General features: G+C 68.7%; 32 protein-coding genes. 12 read left to right on the top strand and 20 right to left on the bottom strand.

All coding sequences use genetic code 11. The features are described 5' to 3' along the window. The first annotated feature begins 52 nt into the window (after positions 1-52). The gene (locus tag LI334_RS06090; RefSeq protein WP_227262281.1) at positions 53-850 is read left to right on the top strand and encodes an RIO1 family regulatory kinase/ATPase domain-containing protein; all 798 of its coding nucleotides are present in this window, start codon (positions 53-55) and stop codon (positions 848-850) included. Between the two features lies 1 nt (position 851). Here the strand turns inward: LI334_RS06090 and LI334_RS06085 are convergent, their stop codons facing one another. Continuing rightward, the gene (locus LI334_RS06085) at positions 852-1,304 is read right to left on the bottom strand and encodes a hypothetical protein (RefSeq protein ID WP_227262280.1); all 453 of its coding nucleotides are present in this window, start codon (positions 1,302-1,304) and stop codon (positions 852-854) included. An 80-nt stretch (positions 1,305-1,384) separates the two neighbouring features. Between LI334_RS06085 and LI334_RS06080 the strand changes: the two genes are divergently transcribed. The 4 genes from LI334_RS06080 (at position 1,385) to LI334_RS06065 (ending at position 4,493) form a co-directional block, all read left to right on the top strand. Next, positions 1,385-2,902 carry an aldehyde dehydrogenase family protein gene (locus LI334_RS06080; RefSeq protein ID WP_227262279.1) on the top strand — a complete coding sequence of 506 codons (1,518 nt, stop codon included), beginning with the start codon at positions 1,385-1,387 and terminating at the stop codon, positions 2,900-2,902. Positions 2,903-2,995: 93 nt separating this feature from the next. Then, complete coding sequence (locus tag LI334_RS06075; RefSeq protein ID WP_227262278.1) at positions 2,996-3,556, top strand: ArsR/SmtB family transcription factor; 561 nt, start codon at positions 2,996-2,998, stop codon at positions 3,554-3,556. Between the two features lie 99 nt (positions 3,557-3,655). Then, the gene (locus LI334_RS06070; RefSeq protein WP_227262277.1) at positions 3,656-4,093 is read left to right on the top strand and encodes a hypothetical protein; all 438 of its coding nucleotides are present in this window, start codon (positions 3,656-3,658) and stop codon (positions 4,091-4,093) included. Between the two features lie 100 nt (positions 4,094-4,193). Further along, positions 4,194-4,493, top strand: a complete 300-nt coding sequence (locus LI334_RS06065) for an antibiotic biosynthesis monooxygenase family protein (RefSeq protein WP_227262276.1) — start codon at positions 4,194-4,196, stop codon at positions 4,491-4,493. A gap of 156 nt (positions 4,494-4,649) precedes the next feature. On the opposite strand, the gene LI334_RS06060 is transcribed toward LI334_RS06065, so the two are convergent. Genes LI334_RS06060 through LI334_RS06040 form a run of 5 tightly spaced genes read right to left on the bottom strand, consistent with a single transcriptional unit; the run spans position 4,650 to position 6,566 of the window. Further along, complete coding sequence (locus LI334_RS06060) at positions 4,650-5,447, bottom strand: carbon-nitrogen family hydrolase (protein ID WP_227262275.1); 798 nt, start codon at positions 5,445-5,447, stop codon at positions 4,650-4,652. Further along, a complete protein-coding gene (locus tag LI334_RS06055) occupies positions 5,444-5,848 on the bottom strand; it encodes an SRPBCC family protein (RefSeq protein WP_227262274.1) in 405 nt (134 codons plus the stop codon). Before LI334_RS06055 ends, LI334_RS06060 begins: the two co-directional genes overlap by 4 nt. A gap of 37 nt (positions 5,849-5,885) precedes the next feature. Beyond that, positions 5,886-6,110 carry a DUF7123 family protein gene (locus LI334_RS06050; RefSeq protein WP_227262273.1) on the bottom strand — a complete coding sequence of 75 codons (225 nt, stop codon included), beginning with the start codon at positions 6,108-6,110 and terminating at the stop codon, positions 5,886-5,888. Positions 6,111-6,153: 43 nt separating this feature from the next. Then, positions 6,154-6,345 carry a DUF7535 family protein gene (locus LI334_RS06045; RefSeq protein WP_227262272.1) on the bottom strand — a complete coding sequence of 64 codons (192 nt, stop codon included), beginning with the start codon at positions 6,343-6,345 and terminating at the stop codon, positions 6,154-6,156. 47 nt (positions 6,346-6,392) lie between these two features. Continuing rightward, a complete protein-coding gene (locus LI334_RS06040) occupies positions 6,393-6,566 on the bottom strand; it encodes a DUF7525 family protein (protein WP_227262271.1) in 174 nt (57 codons plus the stop codon). Between the two features lie 82 nt (positions 6,567-6,648). On the opposite strand from LI334_RS06040, the gene LI334_RS06035 reads away from it, so the two are divergent. Together LI334_RS06035 and LI334_RS06030 are read left to right on the top strand one after the other, a co-directional pair. After that, a complete protein-coding gene (locus tag LI334_RS06035; protein ID WP_227262270.1) occupies positions 6,649-7,905 on the top strand; it encodes an LEA type 2 family protein in 1,257 nt (418 codons plus the stop codon). 4 nt (positions 7,906-7,909) lie between these two features. Continuing rightward, positions 7,910-8,311, top strand: a complete 402-nt coding sequence (locus tag LI334_RS06030) for a DUF7528 family protein (RefSeq protein ID WP_406675872.1) — start codon at positions 7,910-7,912, stop codon at positions 8,309-8,311. Here the strand turns inward: LI334_RS06030 and LI334_RS06025 are convergent. From LI334_RS06025 to LI334_RS05995, 7 genes are all read right to left on the bottom strand, one after another. Then, positions 8,304-9,350 carry a phosphate uptake regulator PhoU gene (locus LI334_RS06025; protein WP_227262268.1) on the bottom strand — a complete coding sequence of 349 codons (1,047 nt, stop codon included), beginning with the start codon at positions 9,348-9,350 and terminating at the stop codon, positions 8,304-8,306. The two genes, LI334_RS06030 and LI334_RS06025, sit on opposite strands and share 8 nt — an antisense overlap. A 106-nt stretch (positions 9,351-9,456) precedes the next feature. Next, complete coding sequence (locus tag LI334_RS06020; RefSeq protein WP_227262267.1) at positions 9,457-10,524, bottom strand: ATP-NAD kinase family protein; 1,068 nt, start codon at positions 10,522-10,524, stop codon at positions 9,457-9,459. Between the two features lie 198 nt (positions 10,525-10,722). Beyond that, on the bottom strand, positions 10,723-11,400 hold the full coding sequence (locus tag LI334_RS06015; protein WP_227262266.1) for a competence/damage-inducible protein A: 678 nt from the start codon (positions 11,398-11,400) through the stop codon (positions 10,723-10,725). Between the two features lie 31 nt (positions 11,401-11,431). Beyond that, positions 11,432-12,133 carry a DUF5803 family protein gene (locus tag LI334_RS06010; RefSeq protein WP_227262265.1) on the bottom strand — a complete coding sequence of 234 codons (702 nt, stop codon included), beginning with the start codon at positions 12,131-12,133 and terminating at the stop codon, positions 11,432-11,434. Then, complete coding sequence (locus LI334_RS06005; RefSeq protein WP_227262264.1) at positions 12,130-12,795, bottom strand: DUF2110 family protein; 666 nt, start codon at positions 12,793-12,795, stop codon at positions 12,130-12,132. Before LI334_RS06005 ends, LI334_RS06010 begins: the two co-directional genes overlap by 4 nt. Continuing rightward, entirely contained in the window at positions 12,795-13,310 is a 516-nt protein-coding gene (locus tag LI334_RS06000) for a transcription factor (RefSeq protein WP_227262263.1), read from the bottom strand. The genes LI334_RS06005 and LI334_RS06000 overlap by 1 nt, the downstream gene beginning before the upstream one ends. A 155-nt stretch (positions 13,311-13,465) precedes the next feature. Then, a complete protein-coding gene (locus LI334_RS05995; protein WP_227262262.1) occupies positions 13,466-14,005 on the bottom strand; it encodes a tRNA (cytidine(56)-2'-O)-methyltransferase in 540 nt (179 codons plus the stop codon). 221 nt (positions 14,006-14,226) lie between these two features. Here LI334_RS05995 and LI334_RS05990 point away from each other — a divergent pair, with 221 nt between their 5' ends. Together LI334_RS05990 and LI334_RS05985 are read left to right on the top strand one after the other, a co-directional pair. After that, complete coding sequence (locus LI334_RS05990) at positions 14,227-15,159, top strand: NAD-dependent epimerase/dehydratase family protein (protein WP_227262261.1); 933 nt, start codon at positions 14,227-14,229, stop codon at positions 15,157-15,159. Between the two features lie 45 nt (positions 15,160-15,204). Further along, positions 15,205-15,846, top strand: coding sequence for an RAD55 family ATPase (locus tag LI334_RS05985; protein ID WP_227262260.1), 642 nt, complete (start codon positions 15,205-15,207; stop codon positions 15,844-15,846). Here the strand turns inward: LI334_RS05985 and LI334_RS05980 are convergent. The 5 genes from LI334_RS05980 to LI334_RS05960 form a co-directional block, all read right to left on the bottom strand. Continuing rightward, positions 15,843-16,265, bottom strand: coding sequence for a hypothetical protein (locus LI334_RS05980; protein WP_227262259.1), 423 nt, complete (start codon positions 16,263-16,265; stop codon positions 15,843-15,845). The genes LI334_RS05985 and LI334_RS05980 overlap by 4 nt on opposite strands. 39 nt (positions 16,266-16,304) lie before the next feature. Continuing rightward, positions 16,305-17,768, bottom strand: a complete 1,464-nt coding sequence (gene arcD, locus LI334_RS05975) for an arginine/ornithine antiporter ArcD (protein WP_406675871.1) — start codon at positions 17,766-17,768, stop codon at positions 16,305-16,307. An 80-nt stretch (positions 17,769-17,848) separates the two neighbouring features. Further along, positions 17,849-18,868, bottom strand: a complete 1,020-nt coding sequence (locus LI334_RS05970) for an ABC transporter ATP-binding protein (RefSeq protein ID WP_227262257.1) — start codon at positions 18,866-18,868, stop codon at positions 17,849-17,851. Continuing rightward, positions 18,865-19,809, bottom strand: coding sequence for an ABC transporter permease (locus tag LI334_RS05965; protein WP_227262256.1), 945 nt, complete (start codon positions 19,807-19,809; stop codon positions 18,865-18,867). Before LI334_RS05965 ends, LI334_RS05970 begins: the two co-directional genes overlap by 4 nt. Further along, the gene (locus LI334_RS05960; RefSeq protein ID WP_227262255.1) at positions 19,809-20,816 is read right to left on the bottom strand and encodes an extracellular solute-binding protein; all 1,008 of its coding nucleotides are present in this window, start codon (positions 20,814-20,816) and stop codon (positions 19,809-19,811) included. The genes LI334_RS05965 and LI334_RS05960 overlap by 1 nt, the downstream gene beginning before the upstream one ends. A 64-nt stretch (positions 20,817-20,880) precedes the next feature. Here LI334_RS05960 and LI334_RS05955 point away from each other — a divergent pair, with 64 nt between their 5' ends. Genes LI334_RS05955 through LI334_RS05945 form a run of 3 tightly spaced genes read left to right on the top strand, consistent with a single transcriptional unit; the run spans position 20,881 to position 23,649 of the window. Beyond that, the gene (locus tag LI334_RS05955; protein WP_227262254.1) at positions 20,881-21,561 is read left to right on the top strand and encodes a TOBE domain-containing protein; all 681 of its coding nucleotides are present in this window, start codon (positions 20,881-20,883) and stop codon (positions 21,559-21,561) included. Between the two features lie 38 nt (positions 21,562-21,599). After that, positions 21,600-22,478, top strand: a complete 879-nt coding sequence (locus LI334_RS05950; RefSeq protein ID WP_227262253.1) for an AAA family ATPase — start codon at positions 21,600-21,602, stop codon at positions 22,476-22,478. Between the two features lies 1 nt (position 22,479). Beyond that, a complete protein-coding gene (locus LI334_RS05945) occupies positions 22,480-23,649 on the top strand; it encodes a VWA domain-containing protein (protein WP_227262252.1) in 1,170 nt (389 codons plus the stop codon). Between the two features lie 35 nt (positions 23,650-23,684). On the opposite strand, the gene LI334_RS05940 is transcribed toward LI334_RS05945, so the two are convergent. Beyond that, complete coding sequence (locus tag LI334_RS05940) at positions 23,685-24,986, bottom strand: L-lactate MFS transporter (RefSeq protein ID WP_227262251.1); 1,302 nt, start codon at positions 24,984-24,986, stop codon at positions 23,685-23,687. Between the two features lie 139 nt (positions 24,987-25,125). After that, positions 25,126-25,734, bottom strand: a complete 609-nt coding sequence (mobA, locus tag LI334_RS05935) for a molybdenum cofactor guanylyltransferase (protein WP_227262250.1) — start codon at positions 25,732-25,734, stop codon at positions 25,126-25,128. Positions 25,735-25,825: the final 91 nt, after the last annotated feature.

Genomic DNA, 25,825 nt, shown 5'->3' with positions numbered 1-25,825 from the left:
GGACGGCCCGGCGAGGCGGGAAGCATATGGGGCGCGCGAGCCAGGTATCGGTATGAGCGTTCGGCGGTTCGTCCGCGGCACGGTTCCCTGGAACCGGCTGGAAGCCCTCGCCCGCGAGCTCGGCGAGCGCTACGGCGAGTCGCCGGTGCGCGTGGCGTTCCTCGACGCGGAGAACTGGTTCTCGACGCCGTTCGTGGTGAACGACGAGTACTTCGTGAAGGTCGTCACGCCCCAGAACGCGACCGTGCACGCGCTGTTCACGGGAATGCGGAACCTCGGCGTGTTCTCCTCGGGCACCGAGGGCTTTTTCGAGCAGTTCGAGGACGCGTACGCGATGGCCGCCTACGAGTACGACGCCACCGAACGCATGCGGGACTCCGGACTGAACGTCCCGGAACCCGTGGACGTGTTCGAGTTCGACGACATGGGCGTGCTCGTCCTCGAATACCTCCCCGAGTTCACGCCGCTCGACGACCTCCCCCCGGCGAACATCGAGGCGTACGCGCCCGAGCTGTTCGCGGGCCTCCGCGCGATGCACGACCACGGTGTCGCGCACGGCGACCTCCGCGGGGAGAACGTCCTCGTCTCCGACGGCGACCTCTACTTCATCGACGCGACGAACGTCCGCGAGGGCCGGGAGGCCGCGGCGCGCGCCTACGACCTCGCGTGCGCGCTCGCCGTGCTCGAACCGCTCGTCGGCGCGAGCGTCGCCGTCGCCGCCGCGTGCGAGCACTACGACGCCACCGACCTCCTCGACGCCTGGGAGTTCCTCGACTTCGTGAACATCCGGCCCGACCACGACTTCGACGCCGGCGCGCTCAAGGGCGAAATCGAGTCGGCCGCCGCGTAATTCACGCCGTCTGATACGGGTCGTATGGGTCACCGGGGGAATCCCGTTCGAAGAACGTCGCGAGATCCTCGAACGTCCCCTCTCCGGTCCGCCAGTAGATCACCGCCCATCCCCGCCGGAAGTTCTCCCGTCGAAAGTTCGACCGGATCCCATCCCGCCAGTTCAGCCAGGTCTCCCGCGAAACGCGCCCCTCTCGGCGTAACCACACCTGTTCGTTCGTTAAGTCCACGTAGTTGTAGAGGAGGTTTAACTCCGATTCGGTCAGCGGCTTCGACTCGTCGAGAAGCATCTCCACCGGCATCTCCTTCGTGAGTTCGCGGTACTCACGCGTGAGCTCGTCCTCGAAGTCCCGCCGGAACTGACGGCTGTTCTGCTTGATGCGGTGGACGATGAGGACGGCACCGAGTCCGGTGAGCACGGATGCGATCGTGCGGACAAATGCGGAGAGTTCCATACTGGGTCCCTCGTCGAAACGGCCAGTTCCACGCAGAAGTCCCTATCTTTTTACTCCCAGACCGCGCAGGTTTTGCCGAGATGAGTACCTACAAGCACTACATCGACGGCGAGTGGGTTTCGGGCGACGGCTCGGAGACGTTCGAGAGCACGAACCCCGCGACCGGCGAGACGCTCGGCGAGTTCGAACGCGGCACGGACGCGGACGTGGACGCCGCAATCGACGCCGCAAACAACGCCGAAGAGGAGTGGCAGGCGCTCTCCTACATCGACCGCGCGGAGTACCTCTGGGACATCTACCACGAGCTCCGCGACCGCCACGAGGAACTCGGCGAGGTCGTCACGAAGGAGTGCGGGAAGGAGATTTCGGAGGGGAAGGCGGACGTGACCGAGGCGTGGCACATGGTCGAGTGGGCGGCCGGGAACGCCCGCCACCCCCACGGCGACGTGGTTCCCTCCGAGATCCCGTCGAAGGACGCCTACATGCGGCGGAAACCCCGCGGCACCGTGGGATGTATCACGCCGTGGAACTTCCCGGTCGCCATCCCGTTCTGGCACATGGCCGTCAGCCTCGTCGAGGGGAACACGGTCGTCTGGAAGCCCGCGGAGCAGACGCCGTGGTGCGGCCAGATTATCGCGGAGATGTTCGAGGACGCCGGCATCCCCGACGGCGTGTTCAACATGGTGCAGGGCTTCGGTGACGCCGGCGCGCGCATCGTGGACGACGACGGCATCGACACCGTGCTCTTCACCGGCTCCGCGGAAGTCGGTCACGAAATCGCCTCCAAGGTCGGCGGCGAACCCGGCAAACTCGCCGCCTGCGAGATGGGCGGGAAGAACGGCATCGTCATCACGGAGAAGGCAGACCTCGACGTCGCCGTCCACTCCGCGGTGATGAGTTCGTTCAAGACCACCGGCCAGCGCTGCGTCTCCTCGGAGCGCCTCGTCGTCCACGAGGACGTCTACGACGAGTTCAAGGAACGCTTCGTGGAGAAGGCGAAACAGGTCGCGGTCGGCGACCCGCTCGACGACTCGACGTTCATGGGGCCCGCCATCGAACCCGAGCACGTCGAGAAGATCACGGCGGGGAACGAGCTCGCGCGCGAGGAGGGCGCGAACGTCCTCGTCGACCGCGCAGACCTCGACGCCGACGAGATTCCCGACGGCCACGAGGACGGGAACTGGGTCGGGCCGTTCGTCTACGAAATCGACTACGCCGACGACCTCCGGTGCATCCGAGAGGAAGTGTTCGGCCCGCACGTCGCCCTCATGGAATACTCGGGCGACATCGAGCGCGCCGTCGAAATCCACAACGACACGCCGTACGGATTGGCCGGCGCGGTCATCAGCGAGGACTACCGGCAGATCAACTACTTCCGGGACAACGCCGAAGTCGGCCTCGCCTACGGCAATCTTCCGTGTATCGGCGCGGAAGTCCACCTCCCGTTCGGCGGCGTGAAGAAGTCCGGGAACGGCTACCCGAGCGCCCGCGAAGTCATCGAAGCCGTCACCGAACGCACCGCCTGGACGCTCAACAACAGCAAGGACATCGAGATGGCCCAGGGGCTCTCAGCGGACATCAAAACCGAGGACGACTGAGCGCCTCGTGCGTCAGGGCTATCGGCTTCTCGGCTGAGTGGGATACGGGGGATATATTTGGGGGAGTGCCGAGACGGTAGATACACTTCGAGTATGTCCCTCCTTCCGTCCTCGAACGACGATGTCGACGCCCAGCAGGAAGGGGAGCTACGGGTTTTCGGCGTCGATGACGACGAGACGAGTGAGGTGCTCGATGCGCTCGGTTCAGACACGGCGCGAACAATACTCTCCAGTATCTACTCGGAGCCAGCCACACCCAGCGAGCTCCAGGAGCGGACGGGCTTCTCGCTGCAGACGATCTCGTACCATCTGTCGAACCTCGAAGACACGGGTGTTGTGCGGGTCGCGGGCACCGAATACTCCGAGAAGGGGCGCGAGATGAACGTGTACGCGCCCGCTGACGAACCGATCGCAGTCTTCGTCGGGACTGAAGACCGAAAGAACAGTCTCGTAGAGCTCGTGAAGCGCGTTCTGAGTTCGTTTACTGTCCTCGTTCTGTCCACGGGGTACGTGTTCTTCAGAACCGCGGAACTCTCCGCGTCACCGAGCGGGAGCGGCGTGTTCACCGCCCCGTTCGCCATGTTCTTCCTCGGCGGTCTCCTGGTTCTCTACGTGTTCATCGCGTGGGGCGTGTGGGACGAAATACGGTCGTAGCGGGCTGTACTGGGAACAGGGAGCGGCCGCGGGACGCTCAAAACGAATTTTAAGCTACGGAAACGCGTTAGAAACTATGGGGAGTGTGGTTCCGATAGGATGAACCCGAACGATTCGGAACCGCGCGCGGAACCCCGGTTCGCTCGACGAACAGTTCTCGGCAGTGTCGCGTCGATAGCACTCGTCTCGGGGACGGGCTGTATCGAGATGGGCGGGTCGGGCGCAACGGACGTGTACATTACGAACGACACCGATACGACGCGGCGCGTTACGCTCACCGTCGGCCCCACGGACAGTGACTACGTCCAGATAGACGCCACACGCGCAATCCCGCCCGCCGAACACTGGAACCCGACCGCACAGAATAAAATCACGTGGGGCGGCACGTACACCGTCAGTGTGCGTGTCGAGAACGGGCCGTCCGCGACCTACACGTGGCGCGACCCACACGACCCACTGTACGTATCGTTCGGCACGGACGGGGTCAGTTTCGAGACTATGCCGGGAACCCCGACTGGGTGGGACGAGAGCGAGTGACTACCCGAGTCGGTTCCGTCGAGCGCTCCACCGGCAGGCCGTATCGAATCGCGCCTTCTATTTCGCTGGTTCGACAAGCCCCGGGTTCGTAGGCGGGGGTATGATTGCGCGTGTCTGGTACGGGTACACGGAGCCGGCGTCGGCAGACGAGTACGAGGCGTTCGTGACCGAGGAGGTGCTTCCGGACGCGGAATCCGGTATCGAGGGCTGTCTCGGCGGCGAGGTGTTGCGGCGGTCGCTGGACGGCGAGGTGGAGTTCGTGACGGTGATTCGGTTCGCGGACTACGACGCGGTGCGGGCGTTCGCGGGTGAGGAGTACGAGTCGGCGCACGTGCCCGCGGCGGCCCGGGAGTTACTGTCGCGGTGGGAGGAGGACGTGGCGCACTACGAGGTCGTGTGAGTGGCGGGAGGAGGTGGGGGTTCCCGGCGGGTGGACGCCGGGAAAGGGGTGGACGCGGTGTGGCGGACGTGGACGCCAATCTGTGCCGACACGTCGGCGAGAAAAGCGCCTGTGCGTCGGCACGCGATGATTGGTCGTCCTCCCGTATAAGGTTGTTTACCGGCGGCGGTCGCGGAGGGCGGGAAACTCCGCGCGGGTCTCCGCGACGTGGTCGCTCGACACGTCGGCGGTGACGATGTCGGGGTCGTCGTCGGTGGTGGCTATCGGGGTTCCCCAGGGGTCGTAGACGGTGGAGCGCCCGAGAAGCGTGGCGTCCTCGAAACTGCCGCTGCCGTTGATGGTGGCGACGTACGCGAGGTTCTCGATGGCGCGGGCGCGCGGGAGCGTCTTCCAATGTTCGACGCGGGGGTAGGGCCACGCGCTCGGGACGAGCACGAGATCGACGCCGGCGTCCGCGAGGTCGCGGTAGAGTTCGGGGAAGCGGAGGTCGTAACAGGTGGTGACGCCGACCGTGAAGCCGTCGAGGTCGGCGGTCGGCACGTCCTCGCCGGGGACGAGCATGCGGGCTTCGGCGGACTCGTAGCCGAACAGGTGGTGTTTCCGGTACGCGAGCAGGCGGTCGCCCGACGAGTCGAAGAGGACGCTCGTGTTCGCCAGCCCCTCGTCGGCGGGGCCGCCGTCGGTCGCGGCGAGGTCCTCGACGACGCTCCCGGCGAGCACGGCCACGTCGTTCTCGCGCGCCGCGTCCCGAATCCGGGTGAGCGTCGGGCCGTCGAGGGCTTCGGCCTCGCGCTGGTAGGCGTCGAACGCGAAGTACCCCACGTTGAAGATTTCGGGGAGCGCGACGAGGTCTGCGCCCTCGCCTGCGGCGGTTTCGATGGCGGTGACGGCGCGGTCGGTGTTCGCGTCCACGGCCGCGGCCTCGACCTCCAGTTGGGCGAGCGCGAGTCTCATTCGTCCAGTCGCCGCCGGAGGTTGTCCAGTTCCTCGTCGAGGTTCCGCTTGAAGAACCGTTCGACGCCGGGCAATCGGCCGTCCACCACGAACTCGTTGTGGAGCCGCGTCCCCCCGCACTCCCGGGGTTCGATGCGGTGCTCGCCGGTGACGCGGAGCACCTTGGACTTCCCGACGAACTTCACGTACTCGCCGTCCTCGCGCTCCACGTCCCGGGTCTCGACGGGAATCGTGCGGTTCACCACGGGGACGCGGACGTGCCACGTCGTCACGTCGCCGTCCTGCTCGAAGGAGTCCACGACGCTGATGGCGCTCGCGCGGCGCGTCGGGTCGGCGATGAACGCCCACACGTCCTCCGGCGGCGCGTCGAGGTCGAACGTCCGCTCGACACGTACGGTCATACGCCCACGTCGAGCGGTCGAGAGAAAAACCCGCCGATTACTGCGGTTCGACCTTCCACGTGGTCGAGCGCGACCGCCCCCACTTCTCGATGTCCACGTCCTCCGACTTCTCCGCGAGCCGCGGCAGTCGCACGCCCACCTGTTTCGCGGTGAGACCGATGGCGTCCGCGATGGTCTTCGCGCGGAAGTACCGCTCGCCGGTGGCCACGCTCTCCCGGAGGTAGTTCACGATTTCGCGCTCCTCCTCGGTGTAGTCGGCCATTAGCGACAGGGTATGCGTTTCGAGCGCTTAATGGTTCTGCTGATTACTCCGCGCCGGGAGTGCCGAGCACCTCGTCCAGCACCCAGAGCGCGGCGAGGACGGGGAGGAGGGGGAGGAAGAGGAACAGCATCGCCGTGAACAGCATCAGGCCGACGAGCGTCATGAAGGGGTCGTCGGAGCTGACTGGACTGAACAGGAACGAGAGGACGCGGTCGGTCTTCGATGTCGTGGGCATACCCGGTGGTTGTGGGAGTACCCGCAAAAACGCATCGCCCTGCGGCGTCAGTCGTAGACGTGGAACGCGCCGACGGCGAGGACGCCGAGGGTGACTGCGGCGGCGAACGCGTACGCGGTGTTCGCCTGGCTCTGCGCGACGTACATTCCGAGCGCGCCGGCGACGCTGAGCGCGCCGAGGAGCACGCCGCCGCCGATGCTCGCGTCAGTTTCGGTTGCCATACGCGAGTCGTCCCGTGCGAGTAACTTAATCACTTCCATGGCGGCCGACAACGATTAACCACGGGACGTTCGTTCACGACGTATGGACGTTCGTTCGCTGTTGTTCGGGAGCACTATCCGCGTCGCGCTCACCGTCGTTCTCGGCCTGGGCGTCGTGGCGGGGGGCGCGGTCGTGACGGGTGTCGTCGGCGTGCCGAGCGTGGCCTCGATGGACAACGGCTTCGGGGAGGTCACGAACGACACGACGGCAGTGAACACCGAACTCGTCGTGCACAACCCGAACCCAATCGGGATTCGGCTCGGCGACACGACCGTGAACTACAGCGTGCTGATGAACGACGTGACGGTGGCGACGGGGTCGAAGTCCGGGTTCGACATCGACACCGGGAACACGTCGATCAATCTCACGACATACTTGCAAAACGACCGGATTCCGGACTGGTGGGTGACGCACATCCGGAACGAGGAGACCACGTCGCTCGTCGTGAACGCGGACGTGCACTCCGGACTGCTCGGCCGCACGTTCAACTATCAGACCGGCGGACAGACGATTTCGACGGACATCATCAGCCAGTTCAATTCGAGCGAGACGCGCGCCGTAAACTCGGGGAGCGTGCTCGTGGACGACCCCCTGTTCTACGTGAATCGCACGAACGCCTCCTGGGGCGAGGTGTCGTCCGCGGAGACCCCCATCGACATGGAGTTCCTCGTTCACAACCCGAAGGACGCTCCGCTCGGCGTCTCCAAAATCGGGTACAACATCACGATGAACGACATCTCCGTCGGGAGCGGTGAACTCGACAAGGGCGTCGTCGTGCCGCCGCACGCGTCGAAGGAGGTGGAGGCGACGACGGCCATCCGGAACCAGCGCCTCGACGAGTGGTGGGTGTCCCACCTCCGGAACGACCAGGTGACGAACCTCACCATCGACTTCTACGCGGTCATCGAACCGCCCGTGGAGGGCGCGAGCGCGATGCGCATCCCGCTCCGCGACCTCACGTACACCCGCACCATCGAGACGAACATCTTCCGGGACGACCCCGGGAACGACACGAGCGACGACGCCACCACGACGACGAGCGACGACACGACCACGAGTGACGGGACGACGACTGCCGGAACGACCACCGAGGACGGAACGACGACGGACGATGGCGGCGTGCTCGACGGCGACACGACCACGACGACGAGCGACGGCGGAACGACGACGGCGGGAACCACGACCGAGGACGACGGGATTCTCTCGGTCAGTCAGGGAGGTACGTTTATGAGCGAGGAGGCCCGTGTGTCGAGTATGGCACGGAGTACTCAGTCTCCTGGTCGCGTTCTCCGCGCGTGACGAGATTTCAGTCGACGGCGAGGGCGAATCGGTCGTCGTCACGATAGGTGACGAGACGCTCGAACTCTCCCGGGACGCCGCGAAGGAACTGAAGACCGGCGTCGGGGACGCCCTCACGCGGCGCGAATCCTTCTTCCGCACCGCCTGCGTCCACCGCGAGGACGGGAGTTACGTCGTGGAACGCCGGAACGCGGACTCAACGGGGAACTCGGCGGTGTTCGAGACGTTCGACGAGGTGCGGCGGTTGTTCGACCGCCTCCCCGAGACGTTCGACGCCGACGACCTCTCGAAAGCGGGGTTGACGGGGTCGCGACGCCACATGCTGGTGCGGCACTTCGCGGAGCACCCGGGGTTCGCGTGCGAACTGGAGAGTCGGAGTCCGATACGCGCGAGAAAACTCAGTTGATGGTGGTGTGGTCGGACTGCTCGTTGAGCGCGAGGTTCGCGGCGATTTCGGCGTTCCGCATCGCGTACTGCGCGGTCTGCTGGAGGCTCACGAGGACTTCGCGGACGCGGAGGAGTTTCTCGTTCTCCATCTCGGGGAGGTCGGCGAGGATGTCGTCCTCGCGGTCTTCGATGTCCTTGAAGAGCTTGCGAACCTCGACGGTGGCGTCGTAGTCGCGGTTCACGACCGCGTCGACGGAGAGTTTCGTTATCTCGTCGACCTGGTCGGTGAACTCGCGGATGCGGCGAAGTATCTTCGAGTCGATGTCGAGCGTGTGCCCCTCGGTTTCGAGGACGATTTCGGCGATGTCTTCGGCGTTGTCGGCGGTGAGTTCGAGGTTCTTCACGACGCTCCGGTAGCCGATGAGGGGGAACCCGCCGTCCAGTCCGACGGCGCGCGCGAGGTTCGGGTTCTGGTAGGCGGTGAAGATGAGACGGAGGCAGAGGACGAAGATCTTGTTCGCCTGGCGTTCGCGGTTGAGCGCGCGCTGGGCGATGTCGGGGTTGCCGTGCGCGAGCGCCTTCACGGCCTCGCCGCGCATCGTACTGCCGGTGTTTTCGAGGCGCTGGAGGAGGTTGTCGAGGTCGAAGTCCTCGGGGTCGACCGAACAGCGGATGGTGATGCGTTCGGGCGTCTCCTCGATGACGCCGAGACCCATGAGCTGGGTTTCGGCCTTGTAGACGGCGTTGATGTGCGCGGAGTCGAGCGCGCCGTCGCTCTCGACGTGGATGATGCGCCGGCCGAGCACGTACTGGCCGACGATGGCGCGCTCGACGGCGTCAACGCTGTCGGGGGCGTCGGCGGCGAACGATTCGACGTGAATCGTGGCTTCGGTGTCCTCCTCGCGGGCGGACTCGGGCGTGATGGTGAGCGTTCCCTTCCCGCTCTCTCGAACCGTTATCTCCTCGCCCTTCTCGACGTTCTGCGCGCGCGCCCACTCCGCGGGCAGCGTCATCGCGAGCGTGGAGGGGCCGAGGCGTTGAACCTTTCGCGTGTCCATACCAGAAGAGAGTGACCAATCGGACTTAATCTTGTCTCTCGAACCTTATATTGACCTTAGGATTCCCGGGATATCTGTGGGTCTCCCAGCATCCGTACGGACGGCCTTAGACGACCTTGACGAGGCGGCGCTCGAAGCGACCCGTCCTGACCTGCGTCCAGCCGCGGAGCGACTCGTCCACGTCCTCGTCGCCCGTGTCCACGCGGAGCGCGCCGATGTCGTCGAGCTTCCGCCGAGATGCGACGACCTCGAGTTCGCTCCGCCGAATCACCGCGGGACTTATCTGGTGGTTTCCGCGCCCGAACACGAACCCCTGCCCGCCGATGGGCGACACCACGACGACGTTCTCCTCGCCGAGGTGCGCGAGAATCTCGTCCTCGGTCGCGTCCCGGACGAGCACCTCGCCGTCCCGCCACACGTCCACGCCGAGCGGCGACCCCGAGAAGCCGAACGCCTCCTTCACCGCGCCGACGGTGCTCCCGGGGCCGAGCACGTACGTCACGCCCTCCTCGACGCCGTCCGCCACGCCCTCCGCGAGCGCCTCCACGGTGCCGCCCGCGAGCTGTTTGCTCGACTGGAGCTGTTCCGCGACCGGCACCTCGACGACGGCCTTCAGTTCGGCGCGCACCTCGCCCTCGCGGTAGGCGTCCTCGTCGATGTCGTTCACCTCGCGTCCCTCGGTGCGCTCGAAGGACGCCGCGATTCGGCCCGCGGCCTCCGGGCGCACCGCGAACACCGACGAGTACACCTTCACGCCCGCCGGAACGCCGAGCATCGGCGTCTCCGCGCCGAGGTCGTTCAGCGTCTCCGCGATGTCCACGGCGGTGCCGTCCCCGCCGACGAACAGCACGAGGTCGGCGTCCGCGTCCACGAACGCCGCAACCGCAGCGCGGGTGTCGGCGGCGGTCGTCTCGTCGCCCGCGGGCGTACCGACAATCTCGGGGTCGAACCCGGCGTCCCGGGCCTCGTCCGCGCCCATCCGGCCGCCGTACGCGAGCACGCGAACGTCCGGGTCGGCGTCGCGGAGCGCTCGAAACGCCTTCCGCGCGCGGCCGGGAGCGCGTGGCTCCGCGCCCCTCCGGCGGGCTTCCTCCACGACGCCGTCGGTTCCCTTCAGGCCGACGCGTCCCCCCATGCCCGCGATGGGGTTCACGACGACTCCGATAGTGCGCATACCCCCGTTATGTGGGGGTGCGTAAAGTGCGGACGGGTCGCGGCGACTCGAAAAACACTAAGCCCGCGGGGCGAGAGAACCGGGTATGAACGCACTCGTCGCCGAAACCGCGGGCAGCCTGCCAATCGACCTCGCGAGCTACGCCGTCCTCGCCGTCGGCGTCCTGTTCGTCGTCGCGTGGGTCGCGTCCATCCTGCGCTAGACGCGCTCGCGGAGCCACGCGGCCGCCGCCTCGGCGGTCTCCGGGTCGGGGCTTCCGACGCGGATGCGAACGCCGTCGCCGGGATAACTCCCGACGGTCACGTCGAACTGTTCCTGTACCTCGGTCAGCGCGTCCACGAGCGCGGACTCCGGCTGTTCGGAGTGCACGACCTCGACGTGCGTGCGCTCGCCCTCGAACTCGCTCTCGACCGACTCGAACATCGCCTTCATCTCGGCGGGCACGCCGGGGAGGACGTAGACGTTCTCCACGACCGCGCCCGGCGCGACGCCCTCCTCGTTCGGGAGGACTCGCGCGTCCTCCGGGAGGAACGTCGTCCCCTCGGCGAGGTCGCTGTTGTGGTAGCCGTCGCGCTCCGCGAACCACGCGACCGCGTCCGGGTGTTCGACCACGTCGCGGTCGAACGCCGCCGCGACCCCGTCCATCGTCACGTCGTCGTGCGTCGGCCCCAGCCCCCCGGTGACGATGGCGGCGTCGTAGCGCTCCGCGAACTCCCGAGTCTCCCCCGCTATCTCCCCGACCTCGTCCGGCACGACGACCGTCCGGCGGACGGTGACGCCGCGCTCCGCGAGTCGGCGGCCGAGCCAGGACGCGTTCGTGTTCTCCGTCTCGCCGGAGAGCAGTTCGTCGCCGACGGTGACGATACCGACGTTCATACCGGACGAACGTGCGCCGGCGACAAAAACGCTATTCGACGTCGAGGCCGGCGTCCTCCCGGTACTGGCGGAGCCGTCGAATCTGGTTTCGGAGGTAGAACGCGCCCGTCACGCCCACCAGGGCGGCGAGCACGATGACGCCCGCGAAGATGTAGACGTCCTGCTGGTAGTAGTAACTCGCCTCGACGTGCCCGCCGTCGAGGGACTCCCACGCGAGGTGGACGCGGCCGTCCGCCGTCGAGCGCTCGTAGTCGCCGGGGTCGACGTGGCCGAGCACGGGAATCAGGACGTCCATCCCGCCGGGGAGCACGACCTCGTAGGAGCCCTCGACGGGCGCGGAGACGGTGACGCCGCGCTGACTGGCGGGCGCGGTGAACGCCAACTGGCCGTCCGCGGCGGGAATCGACACGACGGTCTCGGAGCGCGTCTCCGAGACGTCCACCACGGACTCGTTCACTATCGTCCCGTTCGGGTACCGGAACTTCACGGCGGAGAGCGAGACCGGCTGGTCTCCCGTGAGTTCGGTCGGCGTCGAGAACGAGAGTTCCGTGGTGTTGTTCGCGCGGTAGACCGCCTGGTAGGAGCCCGTGGACACGTCGATGGAGGCGTCCGCGGACGCGTTCCAGTCGTAGGAGACGTCCTCGCCGCTCGCCCCGGAGAACCCCATGCCCGCACAGCCGGCGGTGGCCGCGAGGAGAGCGACCGCGAGCACCGCGACCAGGCGACGCCTCATGGAACGACGGCGAGGAGTTCGGCGGGCAGGTATTCGCCGATGCTGGAGAGCAGGCCGGGCGCGTCCGTGTCCTCGCGACAGATGATGCTCTGTTCGAGGAGGCCGAGGCGTTCGACCGTGACGATGTCGTGCGCGTGACCCGCGCGGTTCACCGTCGCGCGCGTCTCCCCGCGGGTCGCGCTGTTCACGTTCACGCGGCCGGTGCCGCGCGTCCACTCGAACAGGCGGTCGCGCTCCGCCTCCGCGAGCGAGCACGGCTCGCCGTACACGAACCGGAGCGGGACGTGCTGGACGAGACCGAAGCGCTTCCGGATTTGCTCGGGCGTCCCCGGGCCGAGCCCGAGTTCGTCCGCGGGAATCCGCACTTCCTCGCCCGCGTCGAGCACGAACCCGTCCTCGTCCCAGAATTCGAGCGTGCCCGTGTAGGTGTCGCCCTCGCGGAACTGGGGCGTGATGACGCCCCACTCCTCGCGCAGGGCGTTCCGCGCGACTTCCTCGTCCGGCCCGGACAGCGTCACGGACGGGAAGCCGTCGTGGCGCACGCCGACTTCGAACTCCACGTCGAGGTCGCCGACCGTGTTCCGGATGAGCGACCGCAGGCCGTCGAGCGCGCGTTCGCGGGCGTCGCCGCCGACGTACACTTTGGTTGCGAGGACGACCATTATGCCGCGTTCAACTCCGATTCGAGCGCGTCGATTCGGTCGTCGATGGACGCCAGCATGTCCGTGTTCTCCATCGACTCCAGGGGCGACCCGCACTCGGGGCACTCGAACCCGAAGTCCATCGCCTCACCGAACTCGAACCGGATGGAGTCCACCTCGCAGAGGTAGAACTCGTTCTCCAGTTCGTACTCGCGGCGCTCCCGCAGCGCCTCCAGGAGGCGGTCCATCTCCTCCGCGAGGTTCTCCGGGATGTTGTCGTACTCGAACGTCCAGAGGTAGGTGAGCCAGCCCGAGTCCTCGTCGCGCACCCGGCGGTAGGTCGCGAGGTCGTTCTCGTAGAGGATGAAGAGCGCGCGTCGCACGTCGTTCAACTCCAGTCCGAGGCGTTCCGCGAGCTCCTCATCCGTCACCTCGCCGTCCGGCGGCGCGGCCGCGACCGGCATTCCCGTCGGCCCGACGAGTTCGTGGAGGTACTTCTGCACCACCGGGTCGTCGAGTAAGTCCTCAAAAGCCATTTGCGTGTAACTCCGGGCCGAACGACCCTTAATACCATCGGGTACGCGGCGCGAAGCGCCGCGGAACGAGCGAGCGGAGAGTGAAACGAACCGCGAGCCGGCGAAGCGCCGCGGAACACGCGAACGCGGAAACGACGTGACGCGTGAGCCGGGTGTTACTCGTCGAGCTGTTCGACGTTCTTCCCGGTTTCTTCGGGGATGACGCGGCGTTCGGCTCCCTCCCAGTTCTGGTCGAGTTCGCGGCCGTCGAAGAGTCGGTCGAGGAAGACGGCGAGGCCGGCGACTTCGGAGTGGGGTTGGTTGGTGACGGCGACGTTCCAGTCGGCGTGGTCGTAGACGGTGAACGGGACTTTCTCCCCGCCGACCACGACGAGCAAGTCATCGTCCGCGTGCGCTTCCCGAATCTCGTCCTGGACGTCCTGCACGCGTTCGCCGTACATGGTGAGGTGGACGATGTCGCCGTCCCAGTCACGGATGAGGGCGTCCTGTTCGTCCGTGAGTTCGACGGCGAACGGGCCGCCGAAGCGGCCGGTGATGTCGCGGACGGTGTCGGCGGACTGCCCGGCGTTCCCGGGGAAGACGACGCGGTCAGCGCCGAGCGCGCGCGCCGTCAGTCCCACGTGCGTCGTCATGCGGTCGTCGCGGCCGGGGCGGTGGCCGTACCGGCAGACGACGACTTCGCGTTCTCCCTGCATACCGTGGTGGAGCGGCCGCGCCGGGTAACGCGTTTCGGAACCGAACGTTCAAATCGGATAGCGGGGCCAGCGGGTGGCGTGACGTAGCCGTCGCCGCGCGGGACTCGGATTCGGAGTGCGCGACACGCCCCCGCGTCCGGTCGTCGTGTCGCCGAACGCCACGCAAGCCCGAGCGACGGCTGAACCAGAAGGCACTTCTCCGGGCCGCCGACAGTCCGCGTATGGAACTCACGGGACAGCGAGTCGTCGTCACGGGGGCCGCCGGGCTGGTCGGCTCCCACCTCGCCGGCCACCTCGCGGACGAGAACGACGTGCTCGCCGTGGACAACCTCTCGAAGGGCACGCGCGACCGCGTCCCCGACGGCGTCGCGTTCGAGAAGGCTGACCTCCGCGACGCGGACGACGTAGCCGAGGTTATCACCGAGGATGTCGATATCGTGTTCCACTTCGCGGCGTACACGGACACGAACTACTCGAACCCCCGGAAGCTGTTCGAGGAGAACGGCGAGATGACGTACAACGTCCTCGAACGCATGAACGAGGTCGGCGTGGACAGCCTCGCGTTCACGTCCTCCTCGACGGTGTACGGGGAAGCGCCGATGCCGACCCCGGAGGATTACGCGCCCCTGGAACCCATCAGCATCTACGGCGCGTCGAAGCTCGCGGACGAAGGCCTGGTGTCGACGTACGCGCACAGCCACGGCATCCAGTCCTGGATGTACCGGTTCGCGAACATCGTCGGCCCGCGCCAGCGCGGGAACGTCATCCCGGACTTCATCGAGAAGCTCTTGGACGACCCGGACTCCCTCGAAATCCTCGGGAACGGCCGCCAGGAGAAGTCCTACCTGCACGTGGAGGACTGCGTGGACGCGATGTGTCACGTCGTGGAGCACGCGGACGACGACCTGAACACGTACAACCTCGGGACGCGGACGACGACGAGCGTGAACACCATCGCGGACATCGTCGCGGACGTGCTTGACTGCGACCCAGAGTACAAGTACACGGGCGGCGACCGCGGGTGGACGGGTGACGTGCCGAAGATGCGGCTGTCCATCGAGAAGCTGTCCGCGCTCGGCTGGGAGCCGCCGGAGTCGAGCGACGACGCGGTGCGTCGGGCGGCCCGACAGCTCGCGGACGAACTCCGCGAGTAGACGGATATTCTTTTGACGGTTAGGCCCGAACCACTAGGTAGTTCGATGTTCGATGTGGGCTCGGCGCTTCCGATCGACGGCGTTCCCGAGGGGACGAACCTCCTCATCGGCGGCCCGGCGATGACCCGGAAGCGCGAAATCGCCCGTTCGCTCGTTGAGAGCGGGATATCTCGGGGCGAAGGCGCGGTCGTAGTGACGACGCGGGACAGCGCCGACCGCTTGCTCGACCTGTCCCCTCCGATTCGCACGGCGACCATAGAGGGCCGCGCGGGCGTCATCGACTGCGTGACGCGCGAGCGCGGGGGCGACTACCAGGAGCGGGAGAACATCCGGTACGTCTCCTCGCCGGGCGACCTCACCGACATCGGAATCCGCGCGGCCGGGTTCTTCAAGCAGTTCAGCGACGAAGACCGTCCGGTTCGGTTCGGGTTGGCGTCGCTCTCGACGATGTTGATGTACGCGGACACCCGGCGGGTGTTCCGGTTCATGAACGTGCTCACGGGACGCGTGCAACAGCACGGCTGGTTCGGCGCGACGGTGCTGGAGACGGACGGGAAGTCCGCGTTCGACACGTTCGCGCCGCTGTTCGACGGGATGGTGCAGACGCGGTTCGCGGAGGAGGGCAGCGGTATCGAGGTGCGCGTCCTCGGGTTGGAGGGGACGCCGACGGAGTGGGAGCGCCTCTAGGCGAAGTGGTCTTCGGCGGGGTCGTCCGGTTCTTCTTCGGGGCGGAGTTCCGTGTCCACGTAGTTGAGGAGGGCGTTGACGAGTTCGCCGTAGTCGTCGAGTTTGTCGCGGTCGAAGCTCAGGATGACGCCCTCCCAGTCGCCGAGCGGAATCTGGACGATGAGGACTTCGTTGAACCAGCGCGCGGTCACGTCGAGCGTCCCCCAGCGGTTGAACTCGCTTTGTTCGGGGATTTCGTCGAGCGCTTTGAGGATGACGTTCTTCACCATCTCGTCGAACTCCTCGTCGGTGAACTCGGCGGTGATGTCGTCTCGCTTGTAGAGTATGTCGTGTGCGTCCCCCTCGTAGTGGAGCGCGACGCGGAGCGTGTCGCGCTCGCCGGCTTCGGCGAGAAAACCGTCGAGTACGTCGTCGGTCATGGTTTTTTGTTCGGCCCCGCGAACCGTTAACCTTCCCCCTCAGGTGTCGGATTTCGCGACGAATCCGTAGCCGGTCGCGGCCATGGCGAACAGGATGAGCGGGCTGAGGAAGGCGAACGCGTAGTAGGGCGCGTACCCGCCGATGGAGACGGAGAGGTTCGCGAGGTCGATGCTGCCGGTGAGGGTGGGGACGCCGAATACGCCGGACATGTAGACCGCGCCGGCGTGCCACGGGATGAGCGCGCCGGTCGGGGTGCCGGCGGCTTCGACGGCCCGGGAGAGGTTGCGGGAGTCGAGGTCGTACTCCTCGTAGGCGTTCCGGAGGCTGACACCGGGCAGGACGATGCTCATGTACTGCTGGGCGCTGAAGACGTTCGTCACGATGGCGGCGACGCCGGTGCCGGCGACGAGGCTGTTCTCGCTCCAGACGAGGTCGAGGAGTTCATTCGCGAGCACGGCGAGCACGCCCATGCCTTCGAGGAGGCCGCCGAGGGAGAGCGCGAGGACGACGACGGTGATGGTCCACGCGGACCCGGAGAGGCCGCCGGTGGCGAGCAGGCTGTTCACGAGTTCGACGCCGGTTTCGGGCGCGGTGCCGTTGAGGAAGACGTTCCAGGCGGTGGTGAACTGTCCGCCCTGGAGGAGGACGGTGGTGAACGCGCCGGCGAACACGCCGGTGACGAGCGTGGGGAGGGCGGGGACGCCGTAGAGCGCGAGGCCGAACGTGACTACGAGCGGGAGGAAGACGAGCGGGTTCGTGGTGTAGGTGCCGGCGAGCGCGCCGCGGATGCTCTCGACCTGTCCGGCGGGGATCGCGCCGCCGGCGCGGAGGCCGAGGACGGCGTAGACGAGGACGGAGAGGCCGAGCGCGAGCGCGGTTCCGACCTTCATCGCGTCGATGTGGTCGTAGAGGTCGGTGTTGGTGACGGCGGCGGCGAGGTTGGTGGTGTCGCTGAGCGGGCTCTGTTTGTCGCCGGCGTACGCGCCGGAGAGAATCGCGCCGGCGGTCATCGGTGCGGGGATGCCGAGGCCGGAGCCGATGCCGATGAAGGCGACGCCGAGCGTGCCGGCGGTCGTCCAGGAACTCCCGATGGAGAACGCGACGACGGCGGCGAGCAGGGCGGTGACGGGGAGGAAGACTTCGGGCGTGAGGATGCCGAGGCCGTAGTACATCAGGCCGGGGATGGTGCCGGCGCTGACCCAGGTGGCGATGAGGGCGTAGATGGTGAACAGGATGAGGAGCGCCTGAAGGCCCATGATGAGGCCGTTGGAGACGGCGTCGTAGAGGTCGGCGTAGGTGAGGTCGAGGCGGACGAGGCCGACCAGGCCGGCGAAGACGATGCTCCAGAGGAGGGGGCCGTGCGGTGCGAGCCCGAGGTAGCCGGAGCCGACGCCGAGGAAGACGACGACGCCGAGAATCGGCAGGAGCGCCTCCCCGAGCGAGGGCCGGCGTTCGGGCGGGATGTCACTGAGCGTTTTCGGCTGGAAGTCCGAACTCATCACCACCGCGTATCACCGTGAAGCATTAAACAGTTCTGTTGTATGCACTACGTGTATGGGTCGGTGTCCCACACTCGCGTCGCTCACTCCGCCGCGAGCACCGTCACGTCTGCGTCTGCGACCCCGAGCGCGACCGTCTCGCCCGGCGTCGGCGGGTCGGTCGTGAACGCCGCGACGCGCTCGCCATCGAGGTCGAGAACCACGCGGAACGCCGCGTCCTCCCGCGTCACGCGCTCGACCGTCCCGCGGGCGCTCGCGTCGGCGACGCCGAGTTCGACGTGCTCGGGCCGCACCGCGACCCGCTCCCCCGCATACCCGAACGGCGTTCCGTTGAGGACGTTCGCGCCGACGAACCGCGCGACCCGCGGGGTTTCCGGGGTCTCGAACACCTCGGCGGGAGTGCCGGTCTGTCGAATCCGGCCGTCCGCCATCACGGCGACCCGGTCGGCGAGCGCGCGCGCCGTCGTCCGGTCGTGCGTCACGTACACCGCCGTCACGCCGTCCAGCACGCCGGCGAGGTCGTCGCGGAGCGCGCGCCGCGTCGGCTCGTCGAGCGCGGAGAGCGGTTCGTCCAGCAGGAGCGCGTCCGGCCGCACGGCGAGCGCGCGCGCGAGCGCGACCCGCTGGCGCTCCCCGCCCGAGAGCGTGTCCGGCGACCGCTCCGCGAGGTCGGCGACGCCGAGCGCGGCGAGGAGCGCGTCCGGATTCGGGAGGGGCGCGGTCTCGTCCGCTGTCGTGGCGAGCGAAAACGCCGACCGCTCGTCGTCCGCGTCCGCGACCGGCCGCGACTGGTAGCGCTGGCCGAACGCGACGTTCTCGCGGACGCTCCGGTGAGAGAAGAGCGCGTAGTCCTGGAACACGAACCCGAACCCCCGAGAGTCGGGCGGGTCGTCCGTGACGTCGCGGCCGTCGAGGCGGACGTGACCGTCGCCGTCGTGGAGGCCCGCGAGGGATTCGAGGAGGAGGGACTTCCCGCTCCCGCTCGGCCCGAGCACGACGAGCGTCTCGCCCGGGGGGACGGAGAGCGCGGCGTCCACGTCGAACGGCTCCGCGCCCTCGGTCGTGAACGTCGCGCGGACGCGAGCGTCGAGACCGCGCGTCACAGCACTCGCCCCCCGTCGTCCGCGACGCGGCGGACGACGACGAAGATGCCGATGCTCACCGCGAGCAGGACGAACGCGACGGCGTTCGCCTCGTCGAGCGACCCCGCGAGGTACGTCTTGAAGACGAAGACGGGGGCGTGCGAGGAGCGCACGCTCTCGCCCGCGAGCGGGTAGAAGAACTCGATGGTGTACGCGACGACGGCGACCGCACCGAACTCGCTGACGGAGCGCGCCCACGCGAGCACGCCCCCGGTGAGGACGCCCCTGGCGGCGAGCGGGAGGGTGACGCGGCGGAACGTCTCGAACGCGCTCGCGCCGTGGACGCGGGCGGCGTGCTCGACCCGGGAGTCCACTGATTCGAAGCCGTTCCGGATGCTGTTGACGGCGTACGGCGCGGAGACGAACGTCATCGCGAGCACCGCGCCCGTGACGGTTCCGAGCACGGGGAGGCCGGGGAACGCGCCGCCCTCGCCGAACCCGAACAGGACGACGATGCCGGCGACGGCGTGCGGGACGACCAGCGGGAGGTCGACGACGCTCTGGAGGAGCGCGCCGCCGGGCGGGTCGCGGGAGAGGAGGTAGGCGAGCGGGAGGCCCGTGGTGACGGCGAGCGCGGCGGCGAGCAGGGGCGCGTACAGCGAGACGTACAGCATCCGGTGGACGGCGGGGTCGCGGAGTGTTTCGAGGACGAGTTCCGGGTCTTGACGCGCGGTGAACAGCGCGAGCGGGAACGCGAGCGCGACGAGGAGGACGGCCGCGAGTGCCGCGCCCGCCATCCCCGCGAGGCCGGCGTTCGCGCCGTACGCGAGCGCTATCGCGGAGACGACCATGAAGACCGCGTACAGCGTCGGGTAGCCGAGCGCGAGCGAGACTGCGAACGCGACGACCTGCACGGTCAGGACGGCGAGGAGGACGGTTCGGTCGCCGGGGCGGTCGGACATCAGAGGGAGAGCGGGCCGAGGTGGTCGGTCGCGCTCGCCCGCGCCAGCACGCGGTCGGGGACGGCGTCCGCGCTGTCGGCGGGGACGGCGAGCGGCGTCACTGGTTCGAGGCCGGCGTCACGGAGCGCGCGCCGGCCGGGGTCGGTGGCGAAGTACGCGACCCAGCGCGCGCCCAGCTCGGGCGAGCGAGCGACCGACGGGACGGTCATGCCGTACGCGATGGGCGCGCCGACGAACGTCCCGGCGTCAGTATCCACCGTCGCCTTCGCGTAGTGCGCGGCGTACTCGTCGGTCGCCCGGGAGAGCGCGACCTGCGGCTGGAGCGCTATCCAGGGGAGGTCGGCGGTGGACGCGAGCGACCGGTAGTAGACGACGTAGTCGTACTTCCCGCTGCGGAGCGGCGCGGTGAGTTTCGCCTCGGTGCCCGTCGGAACGACGGTATTGTCGAGGATGGCGTCGCGGGTGGCCGCGTCGTAGAGCGCGCTCCCGCGGAACGGTATCGCGCCGAGGCGGATGCTCATGACGGCGCGGTAGCCGCCGGGGTCGACGGCGGGGTCGGAGTGCGCGACGGTCACGTCGTCCCGCGAGAGTACCTCCCACCAGTTCTCCCGCGAGATCTCGTCCGCACCGGTGGAGTCGGGCGTGTACTGGATGGCCATCGCGTTCGTGGCGAAGATGCCGTACCAGTCGCCGTCGTCGGGGAGGAGGCGGTCGCGGAGCAGGCGGAAGTCGGAGACGCCGAGGGCGTCGGCGCGCCGGCCGAGCCGCGTCACCTTCTTCGTGGACGCGACCGACCCCTTCGGTTCGCGGACGACGCGCGCGCCGGTCTCCGCCTCAAAGCCGTCCTCGGCGGCGGCGAACGGCGGGGAGAGGCTACCCGCGTGGAACACCGTCAGGTCGGTCTCGTCGCCCGTGTCGCCCGCGGCGGAGAGACAGCCGGCGAGCGCGTACGCGGCGGACGCCCCCGCCCCGGCGAGGACGGCGCGCCGCGACCGTTGTTCTCCCATGGATACAACGCGGTTGTGTCGAGTGCGGCATAACCGTTTTGCTCGCGGGGACGAACACTGGCGTATGGACGCGGACTTCGACGCCCGACTCCGGGCGGACGGCGTGACGTTAACCGAGCGCGACGCCCGCCTCCTCGAAACGGTGGACGAGACGGCGTCGATTCACGCCGCCGCGGACGAACTGGGGCGGTCGTACTCGCGGTCGCACGCCCGCATCACCGACCTCGAAGCGGCGTTCGGCCCGCTCGTGGAGCGCCAGCGCGGCGGCTCCGGCGGCGGCGGGAGCCGACTCACGGAGAACGCCCGGAAGACGCTCGCGCGCTTCGACCGCCTCCGCGCCGGCTACGCCTCGATAGCCGACACCGCCGAGGCCGTGCTCGACGGGACAGTAGAGGCCCGCGACGGCGAACTCGGCACGGTCGAGACGGCGGCGGGCCGGGTGCGCGCGCTCGTCCCGCCGGACGCGGACGCGGTACAGGTATGCTTGCGCGCGGACGCCGTGACGCTCCACGACCCCGCGGACGCCCCGGACGCGGACGCGACCAGCGCCCGGAACCGATTCGAGGGAACGATTGCGAGCATCGACCGCGGCGAGGCCGTCTCGCTCGTCGCCGTGGCCGTCGGAACCGGGACGCCCGTGTTCGCGCTCGTGACCGAGGAGAGCCGGGAGCGCCTCGACCTGCGCGCGGGGCGTTCGGTCGTCGCGTCGTTCAAGGCGACGGCGACGCGCGCGACCCGGCGGTAGCCCGGCGAGTCTTTAGGCCTCGGAGCGTAATCGTGGGTATGGACGACCTCTCGGAGGTGTCGGAATCGGACCTCCGGTCGGTGTTCGAGCGCGAGCGGTACGTCGCGGGCGACGACGTGGTGACGACGGCGTTGCTCGCGCTCCGACTCGGGAAGCCGCTGTTAGTCGAGGGCGAACCGGGCGCGGGGAAGACCGAACTCGCGAAGGTGCTCGCGCGCGGGTTCGACACCGACCTCGTGCGCCTCCAGTGCTACGAGGGCCTCGCGGCCGAGGAGGCGCTCTACGAGTGGAACTACACGAAACAACTCCTCGACGCGCAGACGGGCGCGGAGTCGGTGTTCGAGGAGGAGTACCTGCTCGAACGCCCGCTCCTCCGGGCGCTCCGGAGCGACGGCGACCGCCCGCCCGTCCTGCTCGTGGACGAGGTAGACCGGGCGGACGAGGCGTTCGAGGCGCTCCTGCTCGAAGTGCTGAGCGACTTCCAGGTGTCGATTCCCGAACTCGGCACGGTTCAGGCGGACACGCCGCCAGTCGTCGTGCTCACGTCGAACCGGACGCGGGAGGTGAGCGACGCGCTGAAGCGGCGGTGTCTCTACCTGAACCTCGAACCGCCGTCGGCGGCCCGCCAGCGCGAGATTCTGGAGCGCAAGGTTCCCGAACTCGATTCCGGGGTCGCGGCCGACCTCTGCGGGGTCGTGCAGGAACTCCGGGAGCGCCCGCTCCGCAAGCCCCCGGGCGTCGCGGAGACCCTGGAGTGGGCGGAGGCGTTCTCCGTGCTCGGCCGCGACACGGTCACCGCCGAGTCCGTGCGGGAGACGCTGTCCTGCGTGCTCAAGGACGCGGACGACGTGGAGCGGTTCGACGACGACGCGCTCCGGGACGTGCTCGCCGCCGCGGGCGTGAACACGGGGGCGTAGCGTGACGCTCGACGCCCACGTCCGCCGCGAACTCGTCGCGTTCGTCGCGCACCTCCGCGAGGCCGGGGTTGCGGTGCCGGGTGACGGCGCGCAGTCCGCGGCGCGAGCGGTGGCGGCGCTCGACGCTCGCGATGCGGGGCGCGTCCGGGCGGCGCTCCGGGCCGCGCTCTGCACGCGTCCGGGCGACGGCGAGGCGTTCGACCGCCTGTTCGACACGTTCTGGGCGCGCGTTCGCGGCGAGAACGCCGACTACCCGCGGAGCGACGGGAGCGACGAGGACAACCCGCTCGTCGGGCGGCGCGGGGACGACGCGGCCGCGACCCCCGACGAGGACGGCGGCGGGAGCGGGTTCGGGGACGGGTCGGGGGGCGAGGACGCCGGCCGGGGCGGCCGGGGCGACGCGTACACGGCGGACGCGGGCAGTCGGCCGGTGTCGCTCGACGCCGCTCCGCCGGACTCCCGGGAGGCGGTCGCGGCGTTCACGGACGCGCTCGCGGCGCTCCCGGGGCGGCGGTGGACGACCGGGGAGGAGACGCCGGACGTGCGGCGCGCGCTCCGGGAGAGCGTGCGGTACGGCGGCGTCCCGATGGAACGACCCACGCGCTCCCGGGAGTCCGCCCGGGTTCGCGGGGTCGCGCTCGTGGACGTGAGCGAGTCCGTGCTCGACGCGCTCGACCGGGACGCCCTGCTCTCCGTCCTGCACGCGCTCCGCCGGGCGTGGAACCGACTGCGCGTGTTCTTCTTCGACACCAGCCTGCGCGAGGTCTCGGACGCGTTCGACGCGCAAACGACGGAGGACGCCGTCGCGGCGCTCACCGACGAGAACGCGGAGTGGAGCGGCGGCACCCGACTCACGGACGCGCTCCGGTCGCTCCGCACGGCCCACGCGAGCGCCGTCGGCCGCGACCGCGTCGTCGTCGTGGTGAGCGACGGCCTGGAACGCGGCGGCGTCACCGGCCTGGAGCGCGAACTCGCGTGGCTGTCGCGGCGCGCCGGCCTCCTGCTCTGGCTGAACCCGCTCGCCGCGGACGAGCAGTGGTCGCCGAACGCGCCCGGGATGCGCGCCGCGCTCTCGTTCGTGGACGGCGTCTACCCGTTCGTGGACGCGACCGACCTCTCGCGCGCGGCGGAATCGCTGTCCAGGGTCGGGCCGACGCGACGCGTTCGATAAGAGAAAACGGAACCGCGGAATCCGCGAGTGCGGCGTTAGGCCGACGCGGGGGACGCGCTCGCTTCCTCGAAGCGCTGGAGGCGCCGCCAGAGGACGACGACGAGGACGAGGCCGACGACGAGCAGGCCGTTGACCACGTAGAGCGCGTTCGTGTAGTTACCGGTGGTTTCGACGACGTAGGACGCGAGCTGTGGGCCGACGACGCCCGCGATAGCCCACGCGGTCAGCGCGTAGCCGTGAATCGCGGACACGTCCTTCGTGCCGAACAGGTCGCTGAGGTACGCCGGCAGGCACGCGAACCCGCCGCCGTAGCACGTGATGATGAGGAACAACAGCGCGGCGAGCGCCCAGACGCCCGTGATCTGCACCATCACGAAGAACGCGACGATCTGGATGACCATGAACGCCGCGTAGGTCGTCGTCCGACCGATGTAGTCGGAGAGCGTCGACCAGAAGATGCGGCCGCCGCCGTTGAAGATGCCGATGTAGCCCGTGATGAACGCTGCGGTGGTAGCGGTTGCGCCGCCGATCTCCTGGAGCATCGGGGACGCGAACGCGAGCAGCATGATACCGGCGGTGATGTTGATGAAGACGATGCCCCAGATGAGGAAGAAGCGCGGGGTTCCGCGGGCTTCCGCGGCGCTGAGGATGTCGAGGCCGGGGAGCGCGCCGGACGCCTGCTCCTGGGCGTCCTCGATGTCGTGCATCGACTCGGGGAGCCAGTCCTCGGGCGGTTTCTTGAGGTAGCTCGCGCCAGCCGCCATCAGGACGAAGTAGAGCGCGCCGAGCGCGTAGAAGGTCGTTGCGATGCCGCCGGGCGTGTACTCCGCGGCTCCCGTGCTGAAGCTGAGCATCAGTTCGTTGCCGAGCGGGCTGGTGACGAGCGCGCCCGCCCCGAAGCCCATGACGGCGAGGCCGGTCGCCATGCCGCGGCGGTCCGGGAACCACTCGACGAGCGTGCCGATGGGAGTGATGTAGCCGAGACCGAGACCCATGCCGCCGACGACGCCGAACGCGGCGAGGAACAGCGGCAGGCTCCCGATCTGTACGCTGAGCCCGGAGCCGATCATGCCGAGGCCGTACAGGACGGCGGCGGCCAGCCCGGATTTCCGGGGGCCGTACTTCTCGACGTACTTCCCGAGGAACGCGGCCGTGAAGCCGAGGACGAAGATGGCGATGGAGAACGCGAGCGTGACGTCAGTACTCGACCAGCCCTGGCTCTCCTGGAGCGGGTTTTGGTAGATGCTGTACGCGTAAATGCTACCGATGGAGAGGTGGATCGCGACCGCCGAGAGCGCGATGAGCCACCTGTTCTTGTCTGCGCTGACTGTGGACATCACCTTAGCCCGGGGACTCACAGGAGTATAAAAATTCGCTAACCAACCGTAACTACCGGCTTCCGCGGGTAGGGAATCCGTACCGTGGGATTACGACTGTTACCAAGACGAGGCGCGCGGCGCGCGGCGCGCGGCGCGGTCAGGGGTCGAGGGAGCCGAACTCGTCGCGGGTGTTGACGTTCGTGAGCGCGTCCGCGAGCGACACCGCCGGCGGCGCGTCGGCCTGGGTGACGCGGCGGACGGCGAGGCGGTCGAGGAGGGCGCGCGGTCCCGCCGTCCCCGCCACGTTCGTGAGCGCGTCGAGAACGGCCCTGCGGCGGTACCACGCGCAGAGCGGCTGTTGGACGCCGTCCGGGGCGACCGGCACGACCGCGTCGCAGTCCGGGGTGCGTTCGGCCGCGAGCCACCGCACGGCGGGCGCGTCGAGCCGGGGGAGGTCGGTGGCGGCGGCGAACAGCCAGTCGGCGTCGAGTCCGGCCGCGGCCGCGGCGAGGCCGGCGAGCGGGCCGGCGTAGTCGTCGTCGTCCGGAACGAACCGCACGCCGTCGGGGAGGACGCGGCGGTACGCGTCGGGGGGGCTGGAGCCGGCGGCGACGGCGGGCGGCGTGCCGGTGGCGTCCGCGAGCGCGTCGAAGACGCGGCGCACCATCGGCGTCCCCGCCACGGCCGCGAGGGCCTTGTCGGCGTCGCCGAACCGCGTGCTGTCGCCGCCGGCGAGGACGACGCCGCGGTCGCGCTGGTCGGGCATCGCGCATAGTAGTTGTGGCCGCTGGAAAAGCGCGTCGTTCGAACCGGCGCGAGTCGCCGCTTTCTGGCGGATAGGCGGCGTGAACAAACTT

Origin of the sequence: Salarchaeum japonicum (genome assembly GCF_020614395.1) — an archaeon.
GTDB lineage: Archaea > Halobacteriota > Halobacteria > Halobacteriales > Halobacteriaceae > Salarchaeum > Salarchaeum japonicum.
The sequence above is the reverse complement of the archived record's forward strand: the minus strand, read 5'-3'. Positions and strand labels throughout refer to the sequence as shown.